General features: G+C 68.6%; 24 protein-coding genes, 3 tRNA genes and 2 pseudogenes. 25 read left to right on the forward strand and 4 right to left on the reverse strand.

Going from position 1 to position 22552, the window contains the following annotated elements; all coding sequences use genetic code 11:
• Nucleotides 1-259 (forward strand): annotated as a pseudogene (locus tag C569_RS0103905) (ISAs1 family transposase); the annotation flags it as partial.
• Here C569_RS0103905 and C569_RS33015 read toward each other — a convergent pair.
• A complete protein-coding gene (locus tag C569_RS33015; protein ID WP_018784515.1) occupies nucleotides 242-421 on the reverse strand; it encodes a hypothetical protein in 180 nt (59 codons plus the stop codon). The pseudogene C569_RS0103905 and the gene C569_RS33015 sit on opposite strands and share 18 nt — an antisense overlap.
• A 937-nt stretch (nucleotides 422-1358) precedes the next feature.
• Here C569_RS33015 and C569_RS33020 point away from each other — a divergent pair.
• A complete protein-coding gene (locus tag C569_RS33020; RefSeq protein WP_155945494.1) occupies nucleotides 1359-3119 on the forward strand; it encodes a hypothetical protein in 1761 nt (586 codons plus the stop codon).
• A gap of 321 nt (nucleotides 3120-3440) precedes the next feature.
• Here C569_RS33020 and C569_RS34940 read toward each other — a convergent pair whose 3' ends face one another.
• The gene (locus tag C569_RS34940; protein WP_196806673.1) at nucleotides 3441-3863 is read right to left on the reverse strand and encodes a GntR family transcriptional regulator; all 423 of its coding nucleotides are present in this window, start codon (nucleotides 3861-3863) and stop codon (nucleotides 3441-3443) included.
• A 673-nt stretch (nucleotides 3864-4536) separates the two neighbouring features.
• Between C569_RS34940 and C569_RS34060 the strand changes: the two genes are divergently transcribed.
• From C569_RS34060 to C569_RS0103930, 4 genes are all read left to right on the forward strand, one after another.
• Nucleotides 4537-4749, forward strand: coding sequence for a hypothetical protein (locus C569_RS34060; protein WP_018784518.1), 213 nt, complete (start codon nucleotides 4537-4539; stop codon nucleotides 4747-4749).
• 10 nt (nucleotides 4750-4759) lie between these two features.
• On the forward strand, nucleotides 4760-5083 hold the full coding sequence (locus C569_RS0103920; RefSeq protein ID WP_231394713.1) for a precorrin-4 C11-methyltransferase: 324 nt from the start codon (nucleotides 4760-4762) through the stop codon (nucleotides 5081-5083).
• 149 nt (nucleotides 5084-5232) lie between these two features.
• Entirely contained in the window at nucleotides 5233-6054 is an 822-nt protein-coding gene (locus C569_RS0103925) for a GntR family transcriptional regulator (RefSeq protein WP_018784520.1), read from the forward strand.
• Nucleotides 6042-6818, forward strand: a complete 777-nt coding sequence (locus C569_RS0103930; protein ID WP_026267675.1) for a glycosyltransferase — start codon at nucleotides 6042-6044, stop codon at nucleotides 6816-6818. The genes C569_RS0103925 and C569_RS0103930 overlap by 13 nt, the downstream gene beginning before the upstream one ends.
• On the opposite strand, the pseudogene C569_RS29785 reads toward C569_RS0103930, so the two are convergent.
• Nucleotides 6802-7101: pseudogene (locus C569_RS29785) on the reverse strand (hypothetical protein); the annotation flags it as partial. The gene C569_RS0103930 and the pseudogene C569_RS29785 overlap by 17 nt on opposite strands.
• Before the next feature lie 33 nt (nucleotides 7102-7134).
• Nucleotides 7135-7458, reverse strand: a complete 324-nt coding sequence (locus C569_RS0103940; protein ID WP_018784523.1) for a hypothetical protein — start codon at nucleotides 7456-7458, stop codon at nucleotides 7135-7137.
• Between C569_RS0103940 and C569_RS0103945 the strand changes: the two genes are divergently transcribed.
• The 19 genes from C569_RS0103945 to C569_RS0104040 all read left to right on the forward strand — a co-directional run bounded on the left by C569_RS0103945 (nucleotide 7457) and on the right by C569_RS0104040 (nucleotide 22461).
• On the forward strand, nucleotides 7457-8638 hold the full coding sequence (locus C569_RS0103945; protein ID WP_231394714.1) for an IS630 family transposase: 1182 nt from the start codon (nucleotides 7457-7459) through the stop codon (nucleotides 8636-8638). The genes C569_RS0103940 and C569_RS0103945 overlap by 2 nt on opposite strands.
• A gap of 649 nt (nucleotides 8639-9287) precedes the next feature.
• Nucleotides 9288-9683, forward strand: coding sequence for a hypothetical protein (locus tag C569_RS0103955; RefSeq protein ID WP_026267676.1), 396 nt, complete (start codon nucleotides 9288-9290; stop codon nucleotides 9681-9683).
• An 897-nt stretch (nucleotides 9684-10580) separates the two neighbouring features.
• On the forward strand, nucleotides 10581-11582 hold the full coding sequence (locus C569_RS34065; RefSeq protein ID WP_231394715.1) for an FtsK/SpoIIIE domain-containing protein: 1002 nt from the start codon (nucleotides 10581-10583) through the stop codon (nucleotides 11580-11582).
• On the forward strand, nucleotides 11579-11833 hold the full coding sequence (locus C569_RS0103965; protein WP_018784528.1) for a hypothetical protein: 255 nt from the start codon (nucleotides 11579-11581) through the stop codon (nucleotides 11831-11833). Before C569_RS34065 ends, C569_RS0103965 begins: the two co-directional genes overlap by 4 nt.
• Before the next feature lie 5 nt (nucleotides 11834-11838).
• Entirely contained in the window at nucleotides 11839-12030 is a 192-nt protein-coding gene (locus C569_RS0103970) for a hypothetical protein (protein WP_013473706.1), read from the forward strand.
• Nucleotides 12027-12587, forward strand: coding sequence for a DUF2637 domain-containing protein (locus tag C569_RS0103975; RefSeq protein WP_018784529.1), 561 nt, complete (start codon nucleotides 12027-12029; stop codon nucleotides 12585-12587). The genes C569_RS0103970 and C569_RS0103975 overlap by 4 nt, the downstream gene beginning before the upstream one ends.
• A complete protein-coding gene (locus C569_RS0103980) occupies nucleotides 12584-14350 on the forward strand; it encodes a replication initiator (protein ID WP_026267677.1) in 1767 nt (588 codons plus the stop codon). Before C569_RS0103975 ends, C569_RS0103980 begins: the two co-directional genes overlap by 4 nt.
• Entirely contained in the window at nucleotides 14347-14532 is a 186-nt protein-coding gene (locus C569_RS0103985; protein ID WP_018784531.1) for an AlpA family transcriptional regulator, read from the forward strand. The genes C569_RS0103980 and C569_RS0103985 overlap by 4 nt, the downstream gene beginning before the upstream one ends.
• The gene (locus tag C569_RS0103990; RefSeq protein ID WP_018784532.1) at nucleotides 14529-15965 is read left to right on the forward strand and encodes a tyrosine-type recombinase/integrase; all 1437 of its coding nucleotides are present in this window, start codon (nucleotides 14529-14531) and stop codon (nucleotides 15963-15965) included. Before C569_RS0103985 ends, C569_RS0103990 begins: the two co-directional genes overlap by 4 nt.
• A 42-nt stretch (nucleotides 15966-16007) precedes the next feature.
• Entirely contained in the window at nucleotides 16008-16223 is a 216-nt protein-coding gene (locus C569_RS0103995; RefSeq protein WP_155945496.1) for a hypothetical protein, read from the forward strand.
• Between the two features lie 584 nt (nucleotides 16224-16807).
• Complete coding sequence (locus C569_RS0104000; protein WP_018784534.1) at nucleotides 16808-17392, forward strand: GNAT family N-acetyltransferase; 585 nt, start codon at nucleotides 16808-16810, stop codon at nucleotides 17390-17392.
• A gap of 629 nt (nucleotides 17393-18021) precedes the next feature.
• On the forward strand, nucleotides 18022-18159 hold the full coding sequence (locus C569_RS33590) for a hypothetical protein (RefSeq protein WP_018784535.1): 138 nt from the start codon (nucleotides 18022-18024) through the stop codon (nucleotides 18157-18159).
• 50 nt (nucleotides 18160-18209) lie between these two features.
• Entirely contained in the window at nucleotides 18210-20732 is a 2523-nt protein-coding gene (locus tag C569_RS0104010) for a bifunctional diguanylate cyclase/phosphodiesterase (protein WP_018784536.1), read from the forward strand.
• Between the two features lie 96 nt (nucleotides 20733-20828).
• Nucleotides 20829-20901: transfer RNA gene (locus tag C569_RS0104015), tRNA-Thr, on the forward strand.
• A gap of 25 nt (nucleotides 20902-20926) precedes the next feature.
• Nucleotides 20927-20999, forward strand: a tRNA-Met gene (locus tag C569_RS0104020).
• A 131-nt stretch (nucleotides 21000-21130) separates the two neighbouring features.
• On the forward strand, nucleotides 21131-21298 hold the full coding sequence (gene rpmG / locus C569_RS0104025; protein WP_018784537.1) for a 50S ribosomal protein L33: 168 nt from the start codon (nucleotides 21131-21133) through the stop codon (nucleotides 21296-21298).
• Between the two features lie 119 nt (nucleotides 21299-21417).
• A complete protein-coding gene (locus tag C569_RS0104030; protein WP_018784538.1) occupies nucleotides 21418-21864 on the forward strand; it encodes a MaoC family dehydratase N-terminal domain-containing protein in 447 nt (148 codons plus the stop codon).
• Nucleotides 21865-21868: 4 nt separating this feature from the next.
• Nucleotides 21869-22261, forward strand: coding sequence for a MaoC family dehydratase (locus C569_RS0104035; RefSeq protein ID WP_018784539.1), 393 nt, complete (start codon nucleotides 21869-21871; stop codon nucleotides 22259-22261).
• Nucleotides 22262-22388: 127 nt separating this feature from the next.
• Nucleotides 22389-22461, forward strand: a tRNA-Trp gene (locus C569_RS0104040).
• The last annotated feature ends 91 nt before the right edge of the window (nucleotides 22462-22552 follow it).

The following is a 22552-nucleotide window of genomic DNA, read 5'->3' on the forward strand; positions in this document are numbered from 1 at the left end:
CCAGGCCAGCCCGGCCCAACTGGCCGGATGGATCCGCGGCCACTGGTCGATCGAGAACAAGGTCCACTGGGTGCGAGACGTCACCTACGACGAGGACCGATCCCAGATCCGCACCGGCACCGGCCCCCAAGTCATGGCAGCCCTCCGCAACGCCGCCATCGGCGCCCTACGCACCGCCGGCATCACCAACATCGCCGCCGCGAACCGGCATCACGCCCGCGACAGCACCCGCCCGCTGGCACTACTCGGCATCACCTGACGACTTTGCCGGGGCCCTGAGGAAGTCACGGGGAGGGAAGTCGTCAAGTTCGGCCCGCTCCAGCCGCTCGCGCAACACCTCCTGAAGGTTTGCGAGCGCCAGCGGGTCGAACACCTCGACCTGTCGAGCCTGCTCACGCCTCGTCGGGCGCCTACGCGTCATGACGGCAGGATAGCGGCATATGATCAAGGGCCGCTTCCCCGAAACGGCCGTCCTGCGGCTTTCCGTCTGACCCTGCCCATCGCGCGCCTCGGACCAGTCGCTTGCAAGCTCTGTGCAGCAGGTTCCTTCTACTGACCGCCTTATTCGATCCCGGCGCTTTGGCTGTACTTCAGTCTGACTTGCTTCTGCGACTCGGGCCTTCAGGCAGTACAGGGACATCACCGCGTCGGAGCCTCATCTTCCAACGCCCGGCCTGCAACCATGACGAAGGGCTGTAGAGCCGCATGCGTGGCTCGCTAGGGTGCTTGTCAAGCCCGAGGTCAATGCGGCAAATGAGGCTGAACCTTGTCATCGCTTCGCCGACTTCCTGCTGCCGACTGCTGCGCTCCGCACCATCGCCTAGAGGAGTTCCTACGAGTTCGGCAATGCGCTCGGCAGTCGCCTCCGCGTAGCTGACAACGGACGCGGGAGCCATGATCCGGACGGCACCCAAGGAACCTAGCAACTCCTCCTGCGCGGATGTGGCAGCTTCGACGGACCGCACGAACATCGGGTGGTAAAACAGCCCAGCGGCCCTCGGCCTCGCGAACTGTTCGACAGTCCGCATCGATCCATCACGCAGCATCACCGTCCATGCCGCGTTCGCGAAGCGCTCATACGTTGCCGCTCGCCGGTCTGCACCAATCCGTCCGACTTGGACTAGATTTGGCAGGTGCCTCGCGGCATCCATCGTGGCCTTAAGTGCCGATCCGACGAGAGGGTCCACGGCCTGATCATGTCAAGGACGGGTTGCCGTTTCGACCCCCAGTTGTATGTTGAGTGGCGCCCGGCCAACAACACGGCATCCGTCGAGGTCAGTCGACTGCCCCGACTGGTTGACCGGTTGGCGCGGTCGGGTGCTGTCGCTGCGACAGGCACTGCTACAGGGAGGGGCCGCATGACGCCTGTGACCGATCAGTCCGCAGCCCGCCGTAAGCCAGTCGAGCATCGGCCGCCCACGCCAGCGACGATCAAGCAGCTCTACGGCACCGCCTTCCGGTGTGGCGAGCCATCCTGCACCAAGCCCCTCTACCGGTTAAATAATGAGACAGGCGAGTGGATACTCAACAGTCGAGTCGCTCATATCCACGCACGAAGCGAGGGCGGTCCACGCTGGGATCCGCAGATGAGCGAAGAGTCCAATCGAAGTCCAGACAACCTAATCCCACTTTGTGAAGAGCATGCTTTCGAAATCGACGCGACGCCCGAGCACTTTCCCGCTGAACTGCTACTCGAATGGAAGAGAGCTCAGCTCGAAGAGCATCTTCAGCTTGGTAAATCGTGGCCGCTCAGCGACGCCGAGGCAGCTGAAGTTGCCGTTGAGTCATTTGACTATCACAGCATCGGCCGGGCAACCGCCGGAGCGCACATCGTGTTATCAGTGGCCCGCCAGGTCGGATTGTTGATCGAGACTGGCCGCCTCGAACGACGTGTGCCTGAACGTGCAGCGCAGGCGTGGCGTGAACTGCGAGAGCAGGTTAACCGTTCTATGCCAGTGTTCGACGCGCACGGAGAACGCCTCGTAGTGGAGCCGTCGATCGTCGAAACGGAGCCTCGGCGCGTCGCCCTAGAGGAGGCCCTCGCTCAAGCAGTAGTCAGACTTGAGCCGATCGCGGCTCAAGCTGTCGCCGAGCTTCACGCCGTGATCGCCGCAGAGCAACGACTGGCGCCGTGGTGTAGCTGGGTTGAACGGGCCATCCGAGAGGTCCTCACTGCTGCTGGGCACTGGCCAGGGCGCCCACCTCTCGAGGATGACGACGTCTGGCCGAACTCCCTTGCCGAGCTATCGCGCGCCTCCCAAGCCCTCATGGCCAGATGGCGTGGAGAAAAAGCACCAGAGCCTCCAGCGCCCACCCCGCCGGAAACTCCGCCAGCAGAAACGGCCGAACAAGGTGCCGTCAGGCAGCACGAGGAACTACTTGAGCGAGCACGCCCTTGGGCACGAGTCGACCACCGGGCTTACGACGCCGACTTGTGCCGCGAACTGATGGACGCGGCGGCGGGAGTCGTGCTGCTCCCAGACATCCCTTCACTGCTCGCCACGGGCTTGGATGCAACCGCGCGACTGGCGGCTAGAGTGGCACGGAACTCTGACGACCGAACGTTCGATGAGCTGATCGACCAGGCGGCTGCTCGTCAGCCACTCGCCGTAGCAGTCACCCTTCTGCGGAATATGATGTTCGTCGCTAGGGATGCTGGACGGCCGGAGCTGGAATCGAAAGCCGCCGCTCGCGCAGGGGAGATTCTTGCCGTTCAAACGTGGCGAGAGGTGGATGTTTGGACGGCCAATCGCACGCACGCACGCACGCTTCTCGCTTGGACGGCAGCCATCACAAGCGACGAGGCGGTTCGGACCAAGCTTGCGTCTGCGGTCGAGCAGCACCCTGAAATCCTGCCCTCCGCCCTCCTAGCAATGGCGCAATGGATTGAAGAGAGGGATGTCAGGGCCTTCTCCCATGTTGTCGGTATACATTTTCAGATCGAGGATCTGCCGGCGTGGTTTGCCACGGAGGCATTCGCGACCGCAATCCGGCGGTCGCTTCCTAACGTAAACGCGGCAGACGAAGACGATAGCGCCCGGTATTCCGACGACGTCGACCGCCTTGCGTCGCAAGTGCTGTGGCTGGCCGACAACGCCACCGAGAATTGCGGCGGATAACGACTCACGCTGCTACCACGACCATCGTTTCCGGCCCGGTAGGACGAGCAGGGCGCGCCCCACCACGGCCGGCGGTGACTCGCCCTACGGCGCGGCGGTGCGACGGCCGCCGCGCCCCGGCCGGCTGCCGGCCGCCACCCATCGGTCAGCATTCCTGTCGTTCTGCGGCGGTCCTCCGGGCTTTCCGCTGTCCGCGCCTGCCGCCGGGCGTGTTGCGTGGCCGGAGCGGAGCGGGTAGCGGAGTGCAGGCCACGCGCTGGCGGCGGCGCGTGCGGCCCGTTGCGGGCCGCCTTGAGGACGTATCGAAGCCTCGAACGCGGATTACTGCCTCGGCCGAAGCAATCTGTAAGTTCTGACGACTGCTTCGACGGTTCCGCGTGATCGATCAATGCTTTGTTGTTCGACTAGGACCGTACCCACCTCGACGGCGAAGAGGGCTGCAAGCTCCGGGTCTGCGGCGACTTCGCGCCGTGCGGTCGTGGGCAGACGGGCTGTGGTTTCCCCGCCTGCCAATAGGCCGAGGCTTGCATAGGTGCCGCGACCGTGTTCGGTGGTGACGTAGCCATCGGCCCGCAAGGCAGCTATCGCCTGGCGGACTGTGCCGCGGGCTGCCCGGAATTCGGCGGTTAGGGTGCTCTCGGTTGGTAAGAGCGCACCCGGCGGGATTGCGCCCCTTTCGATGCGTTCCCTTAGCTCATCAGCGATGACGCGATAGCGGGGCTGTCCGTAGTGCGGGGTGGGCACGGCTTCACCGTACCTGGCACTTGTCTTACCAAGTGCCAACCAAGCGACCCGTTTCGGCGTATGGACAACTCGTCCACTTGTAGGTACGTTTCCCGGTGTGCGGCCAGGGTGACGGTTCGTATCAGGGGTGGTGCTGCGCCGGCCCTGGTCGCACCTGATGCGCGGCGTCCTGTCGGACCGGTTGCGGTAGCCGCGCGGACAAGTTGGCTCGGCGATACCCGACCCATCTGTGTCGGACGGTGCGCCGTGCCTTCATCCGGGCCGGTGGCCGGCTGCATTCCCCCGTAGCTGGCCACCGGTCCCCGCCTACCTGTGGAGGTGCGATGTCCGGCTCTCATCGTCGGCGCGGTTGGTTCTCGTCCTGGTGGTTCTCAAGGCGTTCGCGGGCTGTTGTCGCAGGCAGCCACGTCTCGCCGATGCGGCGCACGCCAACCAATGCCGCGCCGACGTACTGGTGGGCTGGGGTACCGACGCGGGAGTTGCCTACGTTGCGCTACGCGCCGTTGATGACGCTGGCGCAGTCCTACCGAGGCAATGGTGGGCGGTGGACTCGTTGAGGCGGGCGAACAAGTCGAGCGAGACTACGGGTCACCCGGGCTGGTGCGCGCCGGATCGCTGCGGCCATTTGGTGCCGCCTGTGATGGCTCACATGGCCCGGCGTCATCGAGGACCGATGTTCCGGGTTGGTGACGTCCGATCGAGCGGGGTCGTCGTCACCTATCTCATCGGTGTTGACGCCTTGGCGCCGTTGGTTGCGCTGCACTCGACGTGCCGAGTGGGAAACTGCTGGGCGGAGTTGTCCCTGTCGCAGGTGACCGAACTGATCGAGCATCTGCGCGGCCTGGTGGAGCAGGCTAGCGGTGACCGTGGAGCCAGCGATGAGTGAAGGCAGGCCCATGACCGAGAGCGCCACGCCGTCGGTCCCGTCGGTCGCATGCCCGGGATGGTGCCGAGGTTGCGGACCGAACGACCCGATGCACCGCGGCTTCATCGCCACCATCGGACGGGAGCGGACCGGCTGGGTCAGCCTTCAGCTCCTCATCGACCGGTTCGCGCGTCGGGACCTGGCCGTCAAGCTCGACGCGACCCGCTACGGCGCAACGCAAACAGTGCTCCTCGCGGCCGGGCAGCTCGACCGGCTGATTGACGAGCTGACGCGCGCCCGTGACGTAATGCGAGCGCCGGCCAATCAGGGGAATCGGATGGGGGAGACGCGGTGAACTCCGGCAGCCGTCGGGGCGTCGCCGTTCCTCGTACTTCTGGCCCTGGTCGTGGGCAGCCGCCGCGAGCAGCGGTAACGGTCCCGCCGGTTCCCGAGCGGCCGGCGGGCGGGACCACCTGGCAGACGTTGGAACGTCTAGGGGGTACGGTGACCGGTGTGCACGGCCGGGACTGGCGCCCTCGATACCTGCAACTCGCGGAGGAGTTGCGGGTAAAGATCATGGCCGGAGAGATGGCTCCGGGCACCCTCATGCCGAGCGAGACCGAGTTGGCTGATTCGTCCGGCCTCTCCCGCACCAGCGTCCGCAACGCCATCCGGCAGCTCCGGGAATGGGGCCTGGTCCGGGCCGAGCAGGGTCGGGGAACCTATGTCCGGGCGCCTCGTCAGCGGGTACGCCGTCGCAACAGCGAGCGGTACCAGTGGGAGAAAGACCGGGTCCTGCTCGACGAGGCCGAGCGGTTGAAGACCGGCGCCACGGAGCACGACACCGGCCTGACCGTCGACGACCTGAAGTTCCACGCCGAGTACTCCCGGGTGGAGGCGGACTCGGAGATGGCGGCGGCCTTGCAGGTCGAGCCGGGTACGTCGCTGCTGCGCCGCGTCTACTGGACGTCCTCCCGCCGCGAGAGCGCGCCGCTGACCGTGTCGTACTCCTACCTGCCGTACGAACTGGTGGCCGCGAACCCGGACCTGCTCGACGAGAGCAAGGAACCGTGGCCCGGCGGCACACAGCACCAGCTCTACACGCTCGGCATCGAGCTGGACCGGATCGACGACGAGATCCGCGCGCGTCCGCCGTCGCCGGACGAGGCCGAACTGCTGGACATCGACCCGGGCGTCTCCGTGCTCACCGTGCGGAAGACCTCGGTCGACACCACGGGCCGGGTCGTCGAGGTGGCCGACGTGGTGATGCCGGGCGACCGGACCGAGCTTGTCTATTCCCACAAACTCCAACGGTGGAAAACTTGACGCAGCTCGTCTCTGTCGTCACTCCGGTCCATGCGCCCAGCATCGAGTACCTGGCTGGCGCATACGAGTCGTTGGCCAAGCAGGAGATGCCTACCGGATGGGACTGGCAATGGCTCGTCCAGGAGGACGGACAGACCGGCGCCCTGGTCGACGCGCTGCCGGATGATCCCCGGATCAGTCTCGGCACCGGCCGTCCCGGCGGGCCCGGTGTTGCCCGTACCCTCGCCCTTTCCCGGGTTTCGGGTGACCTCATCAAGGTCCTGGACGCTGACGACCAGCTGACTTCCGGCACGCTCGCCCGGGATATCGCCGCGTTCGACGCGCACCCGCAGATCGGCTGGACCACCTCGCGGGTACTCGATCTGCTGCCCGACGGGTCGACTGCCGGATGGGACAAGGATCCAGCCGGCGGCGTCGTCGACCGCGGTGCGGTCCTGTCGTTCTGGCAAGCCAACGACTACCGGGCATCGGTGCACCCGGCGACGCTGTGCCTGCGGCGGGACCTCGTCTTCGCCCTGGGCGGTTGGATGGCCCTCCCCGCCTCCGAGGACACGGGGCTGCTGCTCGCTGCCAACGCCGTCACCGCCGGCTACTTCACGCGGGAGTACGGACTGCTCTACCGCAAATGGCCCGGCCAGGTCACCAGTCAGGCCGCGCACCGGGAACCGGCCGAGTATCAGGCACGAATGAGGATCATCGAGGCCAGAGCCAACGCCCTGGCCTCGATGCTGCCGAACGGTCTATCGCTCACTCCTCTGGCGTAGCCTCGTGCCCCGGCATGCCGTGGGTACGCCGCCGCTCCTTCATCTCAGCCTCGTAGATGTGCCGCCGTCCGCCGGCTAGCTTCTCCCGCGCGTCCCGCTCGATCTCCTGGAACGCGGCGTAGTAGCCATCATCGAACTCCTCCATGATCTGGAAGGTCCAACGGCCGGGTAGCAGGTTGCGTCCCAACAGCTCGTGCTCGACCCGGTCGGCCGTCTCGTCGTGCCCGGCCTCGCGGAGCAGCTTCACTACCCGGTCGAGGGTGAGATCCGCGCCGCCCACTAGTGCAGCTCCGCGTTGATCCTTGAGGGGTCAGGTTCAGGCGGTTGGGTCGCCGAGGTACAGGCCGCAGGCGCAGTCGATGGCCTCTTCCGGGGTGCCGACGGGTTGGCCGCTGGGCAGGACGGAGTCTTCGTAGCTGTCGCGGCTGGCGAGGTGGATCGCGAAGCCCCACTGGTCGTGGTTGCCGGTGTAGCGCAGTCGGCACAGGGGCCAGACATCGCCGTCTGCGTCGGCGTCGATGTATGCGTACTCGCCGCGGAACCGGACCTTGAGCCCGGTCAGCTGGGGCCAGCGGGCCGTCCGGTGGGTCTGTAGCCGGCGGCCCAGGGCGGTCTTGACGGCGTCGGTTGGTCGGCCCATGGGCTTCATGGTGCCCGACGCGCGCGTGTCGCGTCGTATCCGCCCCACGGGGACTGATCGAATCCTCTCCGCGTGGCCGGATTCTCCCCTCGATCGCCGGCTGCGCGGAGAGGAACCCTGGATGCTCCCGCGTGCCCAGGTCGTGACCGTCGACGCCGAGCAACGCCGCGTGCTGCAAGCGTTGACCCGTTCTCGCACCGCACCGGTGCGCGCTGTGCAGCGAGCCCGGATCGTCCTCGCAGCCGCCGACGGGGCGTCCAACGCCGCCATCGCCCGGCAGTTGTCGATCCGGCAGAACACAGTCCGGACCTGGCGGGGCCGGTTCGCCGCGCACGGTCTCGCCGGGCTGGACGACCGGCTCCGGCCGGGACGTCCCTTGGTCTACGGCCCCGACACCCACCTGCGGATCGTGGCCATGGTCACCAGCCAGACCCCCGAGGCTGACACTGTCTGGTCGCATCGGCTGGTCGCCGAGCACCTGCGCGAGTCTGACGGGATCAGCGCCTCGCAGGTCGGGCGGATCCTGGCCGATCTGGACCTCAAACCCCACCGGATTCGGGGCTGGCTGACCCGCCGTGACGACCCCGCGTTCTTCACCAAGGCCGCCAAGATCTGCGATCTATACCTGCACCAGCCCGACGACTCCGTGGTGATCTGCACCGACGAGAAGACCGCGATCGCCGCCCGCAGCCGCAAACATCCCGACCAGCCCTGCCGGCCAGGGCGCATCGCCCGGCGAGAGTTCGAGTACCTCCGGCACGGCACCGTGTCGATCATCGCCGCGCTCGACGTGCACACCGGCCAGGTCCACACCGACCGCATCGGCCGCAACGACTCCGCCACGTTCATCGATTTCCTGACCCGCCTCGACCAGCGCATCGACCCGATGCTGACCATCCACCTCGTGCTCGACAACGGCTCGTCGCACACCTCGAAAGCCACCAAGAAGTGGCTGCGCGAGCACCCCAGATTCCAGCCGCACTACACCCCGGCCCACGCGTCCTGGCTCGACCAGGCAGAACTGTTCTTCTCGATCCTCACCCGCCGGCTGCTGCGCCGCGGCGAATTCACCTCCAAGCAGGACCTCACCGACCGGATCGAACTGTTCACCGCCGTCTACAACCGCACCGCCAAACCCTTCCGCTGGACCTACGACGGCCGTCCGCTCAAGGCAGCATGAACCCCTCAAGGATCAACGCGGAGCTGCACTAGTTGGTGCGCCGAGTACAGGTGGCCCCGTACGCGGTGGACCGCCTCTAACGCCTTGCTGAGTTCGCCTAGAGCTTCGACGGTCGTGTCATCCATGCCGGTTGGGCGTAACCGGCTCTCTCGCATGTCTTTCTCCATGCTCGCATCCATAGCGCCATAGCTACCCGGCGGCAAAGGCAATAACCCGCTGTTTTGGCGGCAGCTTAGTGCAGTGCGGGCCACAGGCTGATCACTAGAAGCAGGACGTATACGACGATGACGACGCGCACGTTGAGCGAAAAGCTAACCGAGAGCACGGACCTCTCCATCCTGGTGATTTGTCGCCACTTGCGACTTCCAGAAAGTACAACCTAAGGGCGATTAGCGCAAGGATTCATTTTAAGTCTCCGTCACATGGTATTGCACTTATGACGTATGTACCCCCCATTCGTTACCGGCTCGCGCAAATGCAATACACGTCGGCTTGCATTTATGCGGCTGCGGTTCTGGCGGGGCAAATAGTAAATAGGGGTGATGCTGGTCATGGATGTCCCAGCCCCAGGTTGTTGACTTGTCTGCCAAGTGCCGTCTACCTTGGAGCCTCAGCTTGGCAGACATGCCAACAACTTGGAGGTTGGGCGATGGCTCTGCGTGGCGGTACGAGGTTCGCCGTGCGTTGTGAGGACGTGTTCCCGGCGGGATGCGCCCTGGTCCCCGAGTCCCTCGGTGAGGTCGAGGACTACGACGAGAAGACCGGCCGGCGTAGCCCGGCGAAAGACAAGCTGACCGGCCAGCGGGTGTGGCAGGTCCGCGTGATGGACCTGGACCCGGAGCTCGGCAAGCGCTCCAGGGAGACCACGGTCAAGATCTCCGCCGACTACCAGCCGGTCCCGCCCACGGGCGCCCCGTTCGAGGCGGTGGAGTTCGAGGGCATGACGGTCACGCCGTACGTGTCGAACAACAACCGGATGGCGTACTCGCTGCGGGCGACCGGCATGCGCGCCCCGGCGGGCGTGGCCAAGAAGGCGGCGGCGTAGCCGCATCAGGTGGGGGCGGGGCTGTCAGGTCTTGGCGGACGGCAGCCCCGCCCTCTGTCTCTTCCCCCTGCTCTGTCGAGAGAGGTAGTGACGTGTCCAAGCGTAGGTGTTCGCCTGCCCCGGCTCAGCCTCGGTGCGGCGTGTGTCAGTCCCGGTTCGACCCGGCCGGCGGTGCGGCTGCCCGCTGCCCGCTCTGCGTCGGACAGCTCGTTGTTCCGTTCCCTCCGGTCCGGGACTCGTCTGGTCGGTTCGTGTCGCTGCGGGCTGCGCGATGATGCGCCGGCCGCGTGGCGAGGTGGTGTTGACGACCGTCGGGGATCTGCTGGTGATCCGGCCGAAGCGGTTCGTCCTGCCGATGTGGGCTTCCGTGCTCGTCCAGGTGCTGCGCTGGCTAGGCCGGGGCTGCTGGTGGTGCCTGCGCCACCCGGTCACCGTCGGCCTGGTCGTGCTCGCCGTCGTCCTCTACGCCGACTACGGCTGGGCGGGCCTGGTCGTGCCGCTGGTCCTGGCGTCGGCGGCGTCGGCCGTGTGGCGGTGGCGGGACGAAGCGTCCTGGTGGCGGTGGTGCGCCGGGCCGCTGCTCGGCCGGTTCCGTCAGCTCTTCATCTACCGGCGGGCGTGGCGCGAGGCCATGACCCTGTGCGGCCTGGCCGAGACGTACGACCGTCGCGCCGTCCTACCCGAGCTGCTGCGCGTGCGTTCGGATCAGGCCCTCGATGTGCTGACCATCCGCATGGTCCGCGGGCAGACCCCGGCCGACTTCCAACGGGTCACAGCGAACCTCGCGTACGCCTTCGGTCGGCGGCACGCCCGGGTCTACTCCGATCGACCCGACGACCCGACGACCCGACGACCCGTACCGGCTACTGGGCGCTGCTGCTGGGGTGGGTGGACCGGGTGCGGTTCCGGGACCGGCCGACTGTGGTCTACCTGGTCCTCGTCCGCACCGACGCCCTGCGGCCGGTGGTGGCGCCGTTTGACGCCCCGGCCGTACCGGACCTCACCGCTCTGCCGCTGGCGCGGCGGGAAGACCTGGGCACCTGGTCCCTGCACCTGCTCGCCACACATGTTCTCATCGGCGGGGCCACCCGGTCTGGCAAGGGCTCGGTGCTCTGGTCGCTGGTTCGCTCGCTGGCCGGCGGCATCACCTCGGGCCTGGTCCGGCTCTGGGTGATCGACCCAAAGGGCGGGATGGAGTTCGCCATGGGCCGGCCGCTGTTCGCCCGGTTCGCCTGCAAGTCGTTCGAGGCCATGGCCGACCTCCTTGACGAGGCCGTGACGGTCATGCGGGAGAGGCAAACCCGCCTCGCCGGCAGGGTCCGCGTGCACACCCCGACCGAGGCTGACCCCCTGGTCGTGGTCGTCATCGACGAGATGGCTGCGCTGACCGCGTACCTGCAAGACGCCGAGCTGCGCAAGCGCATCGCCGGCTCGCTCGGGCTGCTGCTGTCGCAGGGTGCCGGGGTCGGCGTCCTGGTGGTGGCCGCGTTGCAGGACCCCCGCAAGGAGGTGCTGCCGTTCCGGGACCTGTTCCCGACCCGCATCGCGCTCGGCCTGACCGAGGCGGCTCAGGTCGACCTCGTGTTGGGCGACGGTGCCCGCAACCGGGGTGCCCTGGCCGACCAGATGCCCCGATGGGCCAAGGGCGTCGGGTACGTGATCCTCGACGGCACCCCGGAACCGATGCGGGTCCGCTTCTCGTACGTCACCGACGACCACATCCGGGAACTGGCCCAGCAGTACGCGGCCCCGGCCGACGCGGCGGACATCCTTGCCCAGGTCCGTCGCGAGTCGACGCCGGAACCGGTCCGGCCGGCCCTTCCCCGGCAGCGTCGCGGGCCACTGCTGCCGGACGCATTGCGCGACATCCTCGACGCCGACGGGGGTGAGTCGCGGTGACCGCCCCGACCTTCTACCGGCTCCGCGCGCCGAACCCGGACGGCGCGAGCAGCACGGCGGTGTCCGTCCGCGTCGACCCCGACCGGCCCGACCCGTACCCGGTCTATCTCGCCGTCGGCGGTGGCCGGCGCCGCATGCACCTGACCCCCGACGAGGCGTGGGCGCTGTGGCGCTGCCTCTCCGAAGCGGTCGCCTCCCTCGGCGAACCGCCCGACCACATCCGTACTCGCGTCACCCCGGACCGGAGGTAGCCCCGATGTCCCTCAAGCGCTTCTTCCTCGGCACCCACCGCATCAAGCCGCTGAACATCGACCTGGATGGCTCCCCGGACCGGCTTGCCGCCGCCCTGCACGGCCTGGCGCACATGGTCCGCCGCCGGGACGACCTCGACGGGCAGCGCATCCGCATCACCGTCACCATCCGCATTCCGGAGGGCGACTTCGAATGATCCGCCACCGAGCCGAGTCCGGCATCCGGGTGCTGATCCTGCTCGCCATCGGGATCATGGCCGGTGCCGCCGCCTTCACCCACGTCCACGACCTGACCGTGGCCCATGGGCAGCCCGACTGGATCGGCTGGGCCAACGCGGTAGCGGTCGAGCTGATGGCGATCTACCTCGGCCTGGAGATCCGCGCCCGCCGTCGTGCCGGTCGCCCGGTCGGCCTTGTCGGCGTGCTCCTGGTCGCGTTCGCCCTGCTCTCCCTCGCCGCCCAGGTCGCGGAAGCCGAACCGTCCGTGTGGGGCTGGATCGTGGCCGCCGTGCCGTCGCTGGCGTTCCTCGCCCTGGTCAAGGTCGTCCTGTCCAGCGCACCCGCCCCGGCACCCGAACCGGATCAACCGCCGGTCGACTGGACCTACGAGGTTCCCGAACAGGTCGCCACCGAGCCCGAGCCCCAGCAGCCGACCGCGCCCGCTCCGGCGGTCCGCCCGGCACCGGCCGCGGTGCTGCCTCCGCTGGGCGTCGTCCAGCCCAACCGACCCCAGGTCGTCGGGATCATCCGATGACCGCTCCCACCCTGCCCGGCCTCGCTCCCGCTGCCCCGACCCCGGTTGCTCCTCGGCCGGGGTCGCGGGCGGCCCGCATGGCGCTGCCCCGCTCGGTCGACGTGCTCAAGGAGATCGCCGCCGAGTACGGCGTCTGCGTGCGCCCTCTCGCCATGCGTCGCACCGACCTCGACACCGGCCTGACCGAGGTCATCGACCTGCCCTGCGGCGCGACCCGCGAGGACAAGTGCGCGCCCTGCGCGAAGAAGAACCGCCGGCTACGCCAGGCCCAGATCCGGGAGGGCTGGCACCGCGACGACGAACCCCTACCCGGCCCGGAACCCGCGACCGAGGCGCAGAAGTCCCTGATCCTGTTCCGCGCACACCTGGAGTTCTCCCGCGACGAGGCCGTACGCGCCGCCGAGTGGGACCAGGTGACCGACCTCGACGAGGCGATCCGCGAGGTAGAGGAAGCCATCGCCGCGGAGGGCCTGCGCGGGCGCGTCGGGCCATCCCACGCCACCGGCGACGAGGACTCCGACGACGAGCCCGGCCGCCGGCGCAAGCGCTCCACCAAGCGACGCCAGGACGCCCCCGAGCTACCTCGGCGCAAGGTCGAGCGGCGCACCGTCGGCAAGACCTACACCGCTCCGGACGGCGCGACGTTCCGGCCGTCGATGTGGCTGACGCTCACCCTCGACTCGTACGGCCCGGTCCGCCCCGACGGCACCCCGCTCAACCCCGACCGGTACGACTACCGCCGCGCCGCCTGGGACGCCGTCCACTTCCCGCGTCTGCTCGACCGGTTCTGGCAGAACCTGCGCCGCTGTGAGGGCTGGAACGTCCAGTACGCCGGCTGCGTCGAGCCGCAACGCCGACTCGCCCCACACGCCCACTTCGCCATCCGGGGCACCATCCCCCGCGACGTCCTGCGCACCGTCGCGGCGGCTACCTATCACCAGGTGTGGTGGCCGGCGGTCGATGTCCAGCGCTACACCCTCGACCGGCTTCCCGTCTGGGACGAGCAGGCGGCGGCGTGGGTCGACCCGGACACCCGGCAGCCGCTGACCACCTGGACGGAAGCCCTCGACGCTATCGACGACGACCCGGACGCCGAACCGGTGCACGTGGTTCGCTTCGGCGCCCAGGTCGACGCCCGCGGCGTCATGCCCGGCACTGCCGACGCCGAACGGACCATCCGGTACGTCACGAAATACATCACCAAGCACACCGGCGACGTCCACAAGGCGACCACTGACCGGCAGCGCAAGCACCTCGACCGGCTCTGGCAGCAGCTCCAGGTCACCCCCTGCACCGAGCGGTGCGCCAACTGGCTGCTCTACGGCGTCCAGCCCAAGAAGGCACACGCCAAGCTCAAGCCCGGCCGCTGCAAGGGCAAGGTCCACCAGCGCGACACTCTCGGCATCGGCGGCCGGCGCATCCTCATCTCCCGCGACTGGTCCGGCAAGACCCTCGCCGACCACAAGCACGACGTACGGGCCTGGGTGCGGGCACTGCTCGGCGCAACTACCGACAGCGCCACGGCCGGGCAGCTCGTCGACGACCAGGGCGCCACCGCCGAACGGGTCCGGCACGCCTGGGAACTCGCCCGACCCGACGACCCCGACGTGGGACCGCTGGCCCACCGGCTCATGCGCTCCATCAGTGAGCGCGCCCGCTGGCGGTCGGAACTGCTCGCCGCCAAGGACCGGGCAGCGCAGGGGTCCGCAGATCTTTCGGCAACTCAGCACAGCGCACAGCACAACGGGGAGGAGACGCAGTGAACGAGGAGTTGTTGACGGTGCCGGAAGTGCTCGCCGAACTGCGCGTACCGCGCTCGACCTGGTTCTACTGGCGGCAGACCGGCAAGGGGCCACGGGTTATCAAGCTCCCGAACGGGCAGCTTCGGGTCCGCCGGTCGGCGCTCGGTCGGTGGCTCGGTGAGCTGGAGCAGGACGCGGCATGAAGAGCTATGAGGTCCAGATCTGGGAGATCGGCAAGCGTGCCGACCGGAAGGCTCGGCCATGGCGGGTCCGCTGGGCGGTGAGCGGCCATCGCTTCGAGGAGATGTTCCGTACCAAGGCCCTGGCGCACTCGTTCCGCGCCGAGCTGGTCCAGGCGGCCAACGCGGGGGAGCCCTTCGACCCGGCCACCGGCCGCCCGGTCTCCGAGGCCAGAACCAGGAACACCACCACCTGGTACGCGCACAGCCGCGCGTACGTCGAGATGAAGTGGCCCCGGGCGGCGGCCAAGACCCGGCGGTCGATCGTCGAGGCGCTGACCTCCATCACGGTGACCCTGACCCGCCCGGCCAAGCGGGGCAGACCGGCTGACGCCCTGCTCCGCGAGGCGCTGTACCTCTACGGCCTCAACCCGCGCCGCTGGTCCGATGAGATCCCCACCGAGCACGCGGCGGCCCTCGCCTGGCTGGAAACCGCGTCCCTGCCGGTCGTCGAGCTGGACTCACCCGCGATGGTCCGCCGCGTCTTGGACAGCCTCTGCGTACGCCTCGACGGCAAGCCCGCGGCTGCCTCCACAGTCCAAAGGAAGCGAGCCACCTTCTACAACGTGCTCGGGTACGCCGTCGAGCTGGAGCTGATCGACTCCAACCCGGTCGATCGGGTGCAGTGGACCGCCCCCGAGGTGGCGCAGTCCATCGACCGGCGGGTAGTGGCGAACCCGGCCCAGGTCGCCACGCTGCTGGAGGCGGTGAAATCTCTCGGCAAACGCGCCGACAAGGTCACGGCGTTCTTCGGCTGCCTCTACTACGCGGGCATGCGGCCCTCGGAAGCGGCCGACCTGCGGCGGGAAGACTGCGACCTGTCGGGTCGGTGTGCCGACTGCGGCGCGGACTTCGACGACCTGGCGGCGGTCAAGCCATCCCGGTTCTGCGACCACGAGAAGATCGAATATCGCTGGGGCCGCCTGGTGCTCGCCGGCACCTCCCCGCGCGCAGGCTCCCACTGGACGGACGACGGCGGCTCCCACGAGCGGCGCGGACTCAAGCACCGAGGGCGGGCCGAGACTCGGACCGTCCCGATCCCGCCCCGGCTCGTCGAGCTGCTGTGCGCACACGTCGAGAATCACGGCGTCGGCCCGGATGGTCGCTTCTTCCGGGGCCTGCACGGCGGGCCGCTCTCCGAGTCGGTCTACGACCGGTGGTGGAAGCTCGCCCGGGAGAAGGCTCTGACGGACTCGCAGGTCGCCTCGCCGCTCGTCCGCCGGCCCTACGACCTGCGGCACGCGGCGGCCTCGCTCTGGCTGAATGCCGGCGTCCCGCCGACCGAGGTCGCCCGGCGCCTGGGCCACGGAGTCGCTGTCCTGCTTCGCGTCTACGCCAACTGCATCGACGGCGGAGACGACACCATGAACGACAAGATCGGCGACGCCCTCGGATGACTGGCGGGGTATGGCTCTGGGGTGGCGGGCGAGAATGCATAGGTGATTTACGAATTCATGTTCAACCTGGCGGTAGTGGTGGCGCTGGGCCTGGTCGCCGTGTTCGCAGTGGTACGCCTGGCCATGTGGTTCTTGCGGGCGATGAGACGAGGTGCGGCCTCGCTGCCGGGGGCGCTCAAGTCACTGACGGTCGAGCCGCCGCAGGGACGGGCCTTCAACGACTCCCGCGACGTGTGGCCGATGCCGAAGGACGAATAAGGCGCGTTACATGTGGGCGTGGGCGTGGGCGTGGGCGTGGGCAGATGGTGGGCGACAGAGCAGCAGCATCCGACTGATGAGAAAGAAGCAGCAGCTCAGGCCGCTTGCCAACGGCAAGAGCGCGGACGCCCTGTAAATCCGTCGCGAAAGCTACAGAGGTTCGAATCCTCTACCCGCCACCAGGTGCACAAAGAGGCCCCTGACCAGCGAGAACGCCGGTCAGGGGCCTCTTTCGCGAGTCTCACTCAGTCCCGCTTTTGCCCGCTCGATCTCGCTGGCTGTGTCACATGCGTGTCACCGAGATCAAGCCGATCCGGCGTCCCTCTCACGGCTCCGATGACCATGGTGAGACCGGTGAACATTCCCGGTAGGGCGGGAGAGTCCCGATGCCGAGCGACGCGGTGGGCAGCGATCCGTCCTGGGGCAGCCGGATCCGCCGCCTGAATTGATCCGGGCCTGACCGCCGCCGTCGGCGCCCGCCGGAAAGTGGTCGGCGGCTCCAGCGTGGGTTGTTAGGGTCGCTCGGTGCCGCGGTCGTCGACGGCCGCCATCCGCCAGCCCAGCCTGTTCAGGAGTCACACCGAGTGCAACTGACCTGCCCGCCATCGATCCGCGACGGCGACATCGTGATCCGGCCGCACAAGCCTGCGGACCTGGACGCCTTCGCGCGCTTCCTGACCGACCCCGACGCCACCCGGTACATGGCGTTCACCCCAGAGCAGAAGTCCGCCGAGGGCGCGCGGGCCATGCTCGACTACGTCATCTCGTCGTACGGCACCGAAGACGAGGTCCTGTCCCTGACCATCGCCGACGCTTCCGACGACAGCTATGTCGGTTCGGTGGGTGCCGCCCCGACGGAGGCTCCCGGCGTCGTCGAGATCTACTTCACCGTCCTACCGGGCCGGCAGAGCCGGGGAGTGGCGACCCGGGCGGCGACCCTGCTGTTGGACCACCTTGTCGCCCAGCCCGGCGTCCGGGAAATCCGCGCCGACGCCGTTCGGGACAACCACCCGTCCATCCGGGTGCTGCAGAAGCTGGGCTTCCAGTCGGTTGGTCGGATCGACCGACAGGCAGCCGAAGGGGACCTCGCGCACGTGGCGATGTCAGGAGTTCGCCAGACCCTGGACCCTGAGCGGTGGCGGGCCGCTCGTCGCCGGTCCGGTGGCTGACCCGGTCGGTACGCGGGCCTAACTTGATCTTCAACCGCCTGAGGTCCTGCGGGGACCCCGGCCGATCACGGAAGCAGCCCCTTGGCTGATGATCTTCTTGTCTATAGGTGCTGACTGATCCCAGCAGAGGGTGCGAGCGCCCGGAGCTGGCGGTGTGCGGGCGCGGAACTCGTCAGTAGCAGCGCGGCCGGTCCGGCGAGCGCTTCCTCCGGCGAACAGGCCGGCCGGGGACGCCGGGCCTACTGAGGGGTTCGCGCGTGAATGAGGGAATCGTCCTCTGGCGTTCATGACACAGACAGGTATGGTGGTCAATGGCCGCGGGTCCGGTGGCGTGCCGCCGGGGCGGATCGGCCAGGCGGAGCCGGCCGGGCCATTCAGGGCTGGCGGTGTGGGTTTCGCGTGACTTGATCCCCTTCGTGGGTGAAGGCAGGAATCCGCAGTGGACGAAGCGGCTGAACTCCCTGCACCCCCGTGACCTGGCTGCGTGTCGTGGTCGGCCGGGCCGAACGGCGGAACCTGACAGCTACTCGGGCTGGGCGGCTCCTCTTCGCTTTTCTGCCCCCCGGCGTTGTGGCACGATCGGGAAACCTTCACCGTCCCTCTGTGGCAATCTCCCGACAGGAGCAATCATGTCTGGTCGAACGCTGGGCCGCCTGTTCGGCTCGCTCCTCGTGCTCGCCGCCGTCGCAGGCGCCTTCGGCGTCATTCCCGGCACCGGTGGCGCGCAACTCGGCGACATCGTCTGGACGATGGGCACCCTGCGCTGAATCATCGAGCCGTCCGCCCCCCGGCGGACGGCGTCTCGGGTAGGAGGGGCATGGCAGGCCAGGGCCGACCTCGCAGGTCGACGGAACGTGCCTGGCTCGTCACCGCCCCTCTGGCGCTGCTGGCGGTGGTCTTCGGCACCTGCGTCGCGCTGGTTGCCGATCAGCCGTTCGGCAAGTGGCCGCTCGCCTTCGTGTTCTTCGTCGTCATGGCGGGGACCAGCTTCGCTGCGCTAAACGTCTACGTCCGGCGCCAGTCGGTGGGCGTGACGCTGACCGAGGTGCCACTCATCGTGGCGCTCTACTTCCTGCCCCCGTTGACTGTCGTCCTGATCTACACACTCTCGGTGCTGGTCTGGAGCGTCTCGCACCGCTTCGGCGCGGCGAAGCTCTGGTTCAACGTCGCCAAGGCCGCCGCCGCGACCTCGCTGGCCAGTCTCGTCCTCCTGGCGCTGCCACCGCTGCGCAACGTCGGCCCGGTGACGTGGGGCTCGCTGTTCCTCGCCGTCTGCGTGGTCACGTTGGTCAGCCTCGTGAGCGTGGTCGGTGTGCACGTGCTGCTCCAGGGCTGGCCGGCCGGGCGGGACGCGCTGCGCAGCATGCCGACCGCTCTGCTCACCGCCGCCATCAACGCGGCGATCGGCCTGCTCGTCCTGATCGCCCTGCGGACGACGTGGTGGTCGGCCCTGCTGCTCACCGCCCTCTTCAGCGGCCTGGTCCTGGTCTACCATTCCTACTCCCAGTTCTTCCGCCAGCATCGGACGCTGGCCGGGATGTACGAGCTCACCCGGCTTCTCGCCTCCGGCACCGAGCGGTCGCTCGCCGACATCCTGCTCGACCGGGTACGCGCGCTGATGCAGGCCGAGTACGCGACGCTCTGGCTGCCCGCCCAGGGCCGGCATCCCGAGGTGCTGCTCACCGCCCGGGTGGACACCCCCGGCCTGCTGGACCTGGCGCCGACCCCGGCGAGCCTGCGGCAGCAGGTACGCAAGAAGGGTCGCACCCTCTCGTTCGGCCGCTGGCTCGGCGGCGATCCCGCGTTGCGGCAGACCGCGGGGGAGGAGCGGGTAAAGGACGCCATCGTCGTGCCGCTGCGTTCCGGTCAGGCCGTGATCGGCACGCTCGAGGTGACCAACCGGCTCAGCGACATCGGTCACTTCGCTCCCGGCGACATCCCCGTCTTCGAGACGGTGGCCGCGCACGCCGCGGTGGCGCTGGAGAACTCCCGCCTGGTCGACCGGCTGCGACACGACGCCGAGCACGACGTGCTCACCGGGCTGCCCAACCGGCGGCGCCTCACCTCGTCGGTGGCGGAGGCGGTCAAGATCCGCGCCCCGGGCGAGGTGGTGGCGCTGCTGCTCTTCGACGTCGACCGGCTCCGCCAGGTGAACGAGTCGCTGGGCCACGCCGCGGGTGACAAGGTGCTGGTCGAGGTGGCCGAGCGGCTGCGCGCCTGCGCGCCCTCCTCGGCGCTCGTCGGCCGCGCCGGCGGTGACGAGTTCCTGGTCACGCTCCGGTTGGAGAGCGCCGAGGCGGCCCTGGAGCTGGCGAACCAGATCCGGGAGCAGATCCGCGACGAGATGGTCTTCGACGCGCTCACCCTGGACGTGGACACGGTCGTCGGGGTGGCCGTCCACCCGGACCACGGCAGCGACGCGGTGGCGCTGCTGCAACGCGTCGACCTGGCGGCCACCGCGGCGAAGTCGGTACCGGGCAGCATCCAGCTCTACAGTCCGGCGCTGGAATCACGGTCGATGCGCCGGCTCGGCCTCGCCGGTGACCTGCAACGGGCGCTCGACGAGGGCGAGCTGGAGGTCTACTTCCAGCCCAAGGTCACGCTGCGGGACCGCCGCCTGGTGGGCGTGGAGTGCCTGGCCCGGTGGGAGCACCCGGCGCACGGCACTGTCGCGCCGGACGACTTCGTGGCGGTGGCCGAGCACACCGGTCAGCTCGGTCGGCTCACCGAGTTCGTGCTCCGGGAGAGCCTGCGGCGCAGCCGCGACTGGAGCCACGGCGAACAGCCGCTGTCCGTCGCGGTCAACCTCGCCGCGCGTACGCTCACCGACCAGCGCTTCCCCGCGCTGGTACGCGATCTGCTGGCCGAGTACGGCGTACCGCCGCAGCGGCTGACGCTGGAGGTCACCGAGGCGGGTGTCCTGGACGGCACCGAACGTCCCATACCAACCCTGCGCAGCCTCCGTGACCTGGGTGTCCGGCTCTCGGTGGACGACTTCGGCACGGGGAACTCGTCCCTGGCGCAACTTCGCCGGCTGCCGGTGCACGAGGTGAAGGTGGACCGGTCGTTCGTGCAGGGCATGGCGACCGATCCGGGCGACCTGGCGATCGTCAACGCGGTGGTGACGCTGTCCCAGCAGTTCGGCCTCGCGGTGGTGGCCGAGGGCGTGGAGAGCGAGCTGACGCTGGAGCTGCTCCAGGACATCGGTTGTGAGATCGGCCAGGGTTTCCTGTTCAGCCGCCCGCTGCCGTACGAGCGGCTGGAGGCGTGGTTCGGCGCCCAGGTCGACCCGGAGACGGTGGTCGCGGGGGAGCTGCCGCGCCTGCGAGTTGTGCCCTGACCAGGGCTGACACACGCCTGGGGGATCCGATTTCACCTGCACGACGCGGTCGTGTACTGTTTCCCCTGCGCGACACCCCCCGGGGTGATCGAGCAGGCCCCCTTAGCTCAGTCGGCAGAGCGTCTCCATGGTAAGGAGAAGGTCTACGGTTCGATTCCGTAAGGGGGCTCAGAGGGTCCGGCTGGACCCGCCACGGCGGTGTAGCTCAGATGGCAGAGCAAGCGGCTCATAATCGCTGTGTCGCCGGTTCAAGTCCGGCCACCGCTACTCTCGTCCTCCGGGCCAGCCCGGTGGCCGGTGGGTTGGGCGCCGCAGGCGCCCACTTTGCATGTCCGCGTCGTCAGCGCGTACGCTGACACGCCGTAGTTGTTATCCGTGAGCGAGGAAGGCACTCCGCCGTGGCGAAGGCGACCGATGTCCGGCCGAAGATCACTTTGGCGTGTGTGGAGTGCAAGGAGCGCAACTACATCACGCGCAAGAACCGCCGTAACGACCCGGACCGCGTCGAGCTGAAGAAGTTCTGCCCCCGGGACGGCAAGCACACCGTCCACCGCGAGACCCGCTGATCGCGGCCGGCGCAGCCGGCTCGCAGCAGCTTCTCGAACGCCGATCCACCTGACGGGTGGCCTCCGGGCCGCCCGACCGGGCGGATCGGCGTTCGTGTTTTCCGTGTAGGTTCGGCGACATGTCCCTGGACCCGTCCTTCGTCGGCCGGACGTACCCGCCGACCGCCCCCTATCAGGTGGGCCGAGAAAAGATCCGCGAGTTCGCCACCGCCGTCGGCGCGACCGACCCGGCTCACCACGACCCGGAGGCGGCCCGGGCGCTCGGCCACCCCGACGTGGTGGCGCCGCCGACGTTCCCGGTGGCCGTCACGATGGCGGCCAGCCGGCAGATCGTCGAGGATCCGGCGCTCGGCGTCGACTACAGCCGTGTGGTGCACGGCGACCAGCGGTTCGCGTACACCCGGCCGGTGGTGGCCGGGGACGAGTTGGTGTGCGTGAGCACCATCGAGGAGGTCACCACCCGGGGCGGGCACGGCTTCCTGACCACCCGCACGGACGTGCGCACTGTGGACGGTGAGCCGGTGGTCGCCGTGTGGTCCAAGATCGTCGTACGCGGGGAGGCCTGAGGACATGGAGCTGCCCACCCAGACGTACCGGGTGACCCGCGCGGACCTGGTCCGCTACGCGGGCGCCTCGGGCGACTTCAACCGGATCCACTGGAGCGACCGCACCGCCACCGCCGTCGGGCTGCCGGGCGTCATCGCCCACGGCATGTTCACCATGGCGCTAGTCGGCCGGGCGGTGGCCGGCTGGGCCGGCGCGCCGGACGCGGTGGTCGACTTCGGCGTCCGGTTCACCCGCCCGGTGGTCGTTCCGGATACCGACGAGGGCACCGAGATCGAGGTGTCGGCGGTGGTCAAGGAGGTCACCGAAGAGGGCCTGACCAGGCTCGACATCACCGCCACCTGCCAGGGTGAAAAGGTGCTGTCGCAGGCTCGGGCACTGATCCGTACGACGCGCTGAGGGTCCGCCCGACGCGCGAGGGGCAGACCGGTTGGGAAAGTCGCACGACTACCCGTACACTGGTCCGCCGTGGGGCAAGTGACCCCCGCTCGGCACAACGTGTCCGGGTGGAGGTGAGTTGCCGCACAGGGGTGTAGCTCAATTGGCAGAGCAGCGGTCTCCAAAACCGCAGGCTGCAGGTTCAAGTCCTGTCACCCCTGCGCCTCAGGCCTGACCGTTCCGTGGGTCGCGCCGCCCTCACCGGTGGCGTCCGGCCCGTGGTGGTGGCATCGGTGGGGTGGTTCCGAGGCG

It is taken from the genome of Micromonospora sp. CNB394 (assembly GCF_000374985.1).
Taxonomy (GTDB): domain Bacteria; phylum Actinomycetota; class Actinomycetes; order Mycobacteriales; family Micromonosporaceae; genus Micromonospora; species Micromonospora marina.

Excerpts from the sequence above, each read along its gene's own strand:
- C569_RS0103955 (WP_026267676.1), top strand. The coding sequence starts at position 9,288 with ATGGCTCTGCGTGGCGGTACGAGGTTCGCCGTGCGTTGTGAGGACGTG.
- C569_RS0103940 (WP_018784523.1), bottom strand. The coding sequence starts at position 7,458 with ATGGGCCGACCAACCGACGCCGTCAAGACCGCCCTGGGCCGCCGGCTA.
- C569_RS0103990 (WP_018784532.1), top strand. The coding sequence starts at position 14,529 with ATGAAGAGCTATGAGGTCCAGATCTGGGAGATCGGCAAGCGTGCCGAC.
- C569_RS0104035 (WP_018784539.1), top strand. The coding sequence starts at position 21,869 with ATGGAGCTGCCCACCCAGACGTACCGGGTGACCCGCGCGGACCTGGTC.
- C569_RS34060 (WP_018784518.1), top strand. The coding sequence starts at position 4,537 with ATGTTCCGGGTTGGTGACGTCCGATCGAGCGGGGTCGTCGTCACCTAT.
- C569_RS33590 (WP_018784535.1), top strand. The coding sequence starts at position 18,022 with ATGTCTGGTCGAACGCTGGGCCGCCTGTTCGGCTCGCTCCTCGTGCTC.
- C569_RS0103945 (WP_231394714.1), top strand. The coding sequence starts at position 7,457 with ATGGGCTTCATGGTGCCCGACGCGCGCGTGTCGCGTCGTATCCGCCCC.
- C569_RS33015 (WP_018784515.1), bottom strand. The coding sequence starts at position 421 with ATGACGCGTAGGCGCCCGACGAGGCGTGAGCAGGCTCGACAGGTCGAG.
- C569_RS0103980 (WP_026267677.1), top strand. The coding sequence starts at position 12,584 with ATGACCGCTCCCACCCTGCCCGGCCTCGCTCCCGCTGCCCCGACCCCG.
- C569_RS0104030 (WP_018784538.1), top strand. The coding sequence starts at position 21,418 with ATGTCCCTGGACCCGTCCTTCGTCGGCCGGACGTACCCGCCGACCGCC.
- C569_RS0103920 (WP_231394713.1), top strand. The coding sequence starts at position 4,760 with ATGACCGAGAGCGCCACGCCGTCGGTCCCGTCGGTCGCATGCCCGGGA.
- C569_RS0103970 (WP_013473706.1), top strand. The coding sequence starts at position 11,839 with ATGTCCCTCAAGCGCTTCTTCCTCGGCACCCACCGCATCAAGCCGCTG.
- C569_RS33020 (WP_155945494.1), top strand. The coding sequence starts at position 1,359 with ATGACGCCTGTGACCGATCAGTCCGCAGCCCGCCGTAAGCCAGTCGAG.
- C569_RS0103975 (WP_018784529.1), top strand. The coding sequence starts at position 12,027 with ATGATCCGCCACCGAGCCGAGTCCGGCATCCGGGTGCTGATCCTGCTC.
- C569_RS0104010 (WP_018784536.1), top strand. The coding sequence starts at position 18,210 with ATGGCAGGCCAGGGCCGACCTCGCAGGTCGACGGAACGTGCCTGGCTC.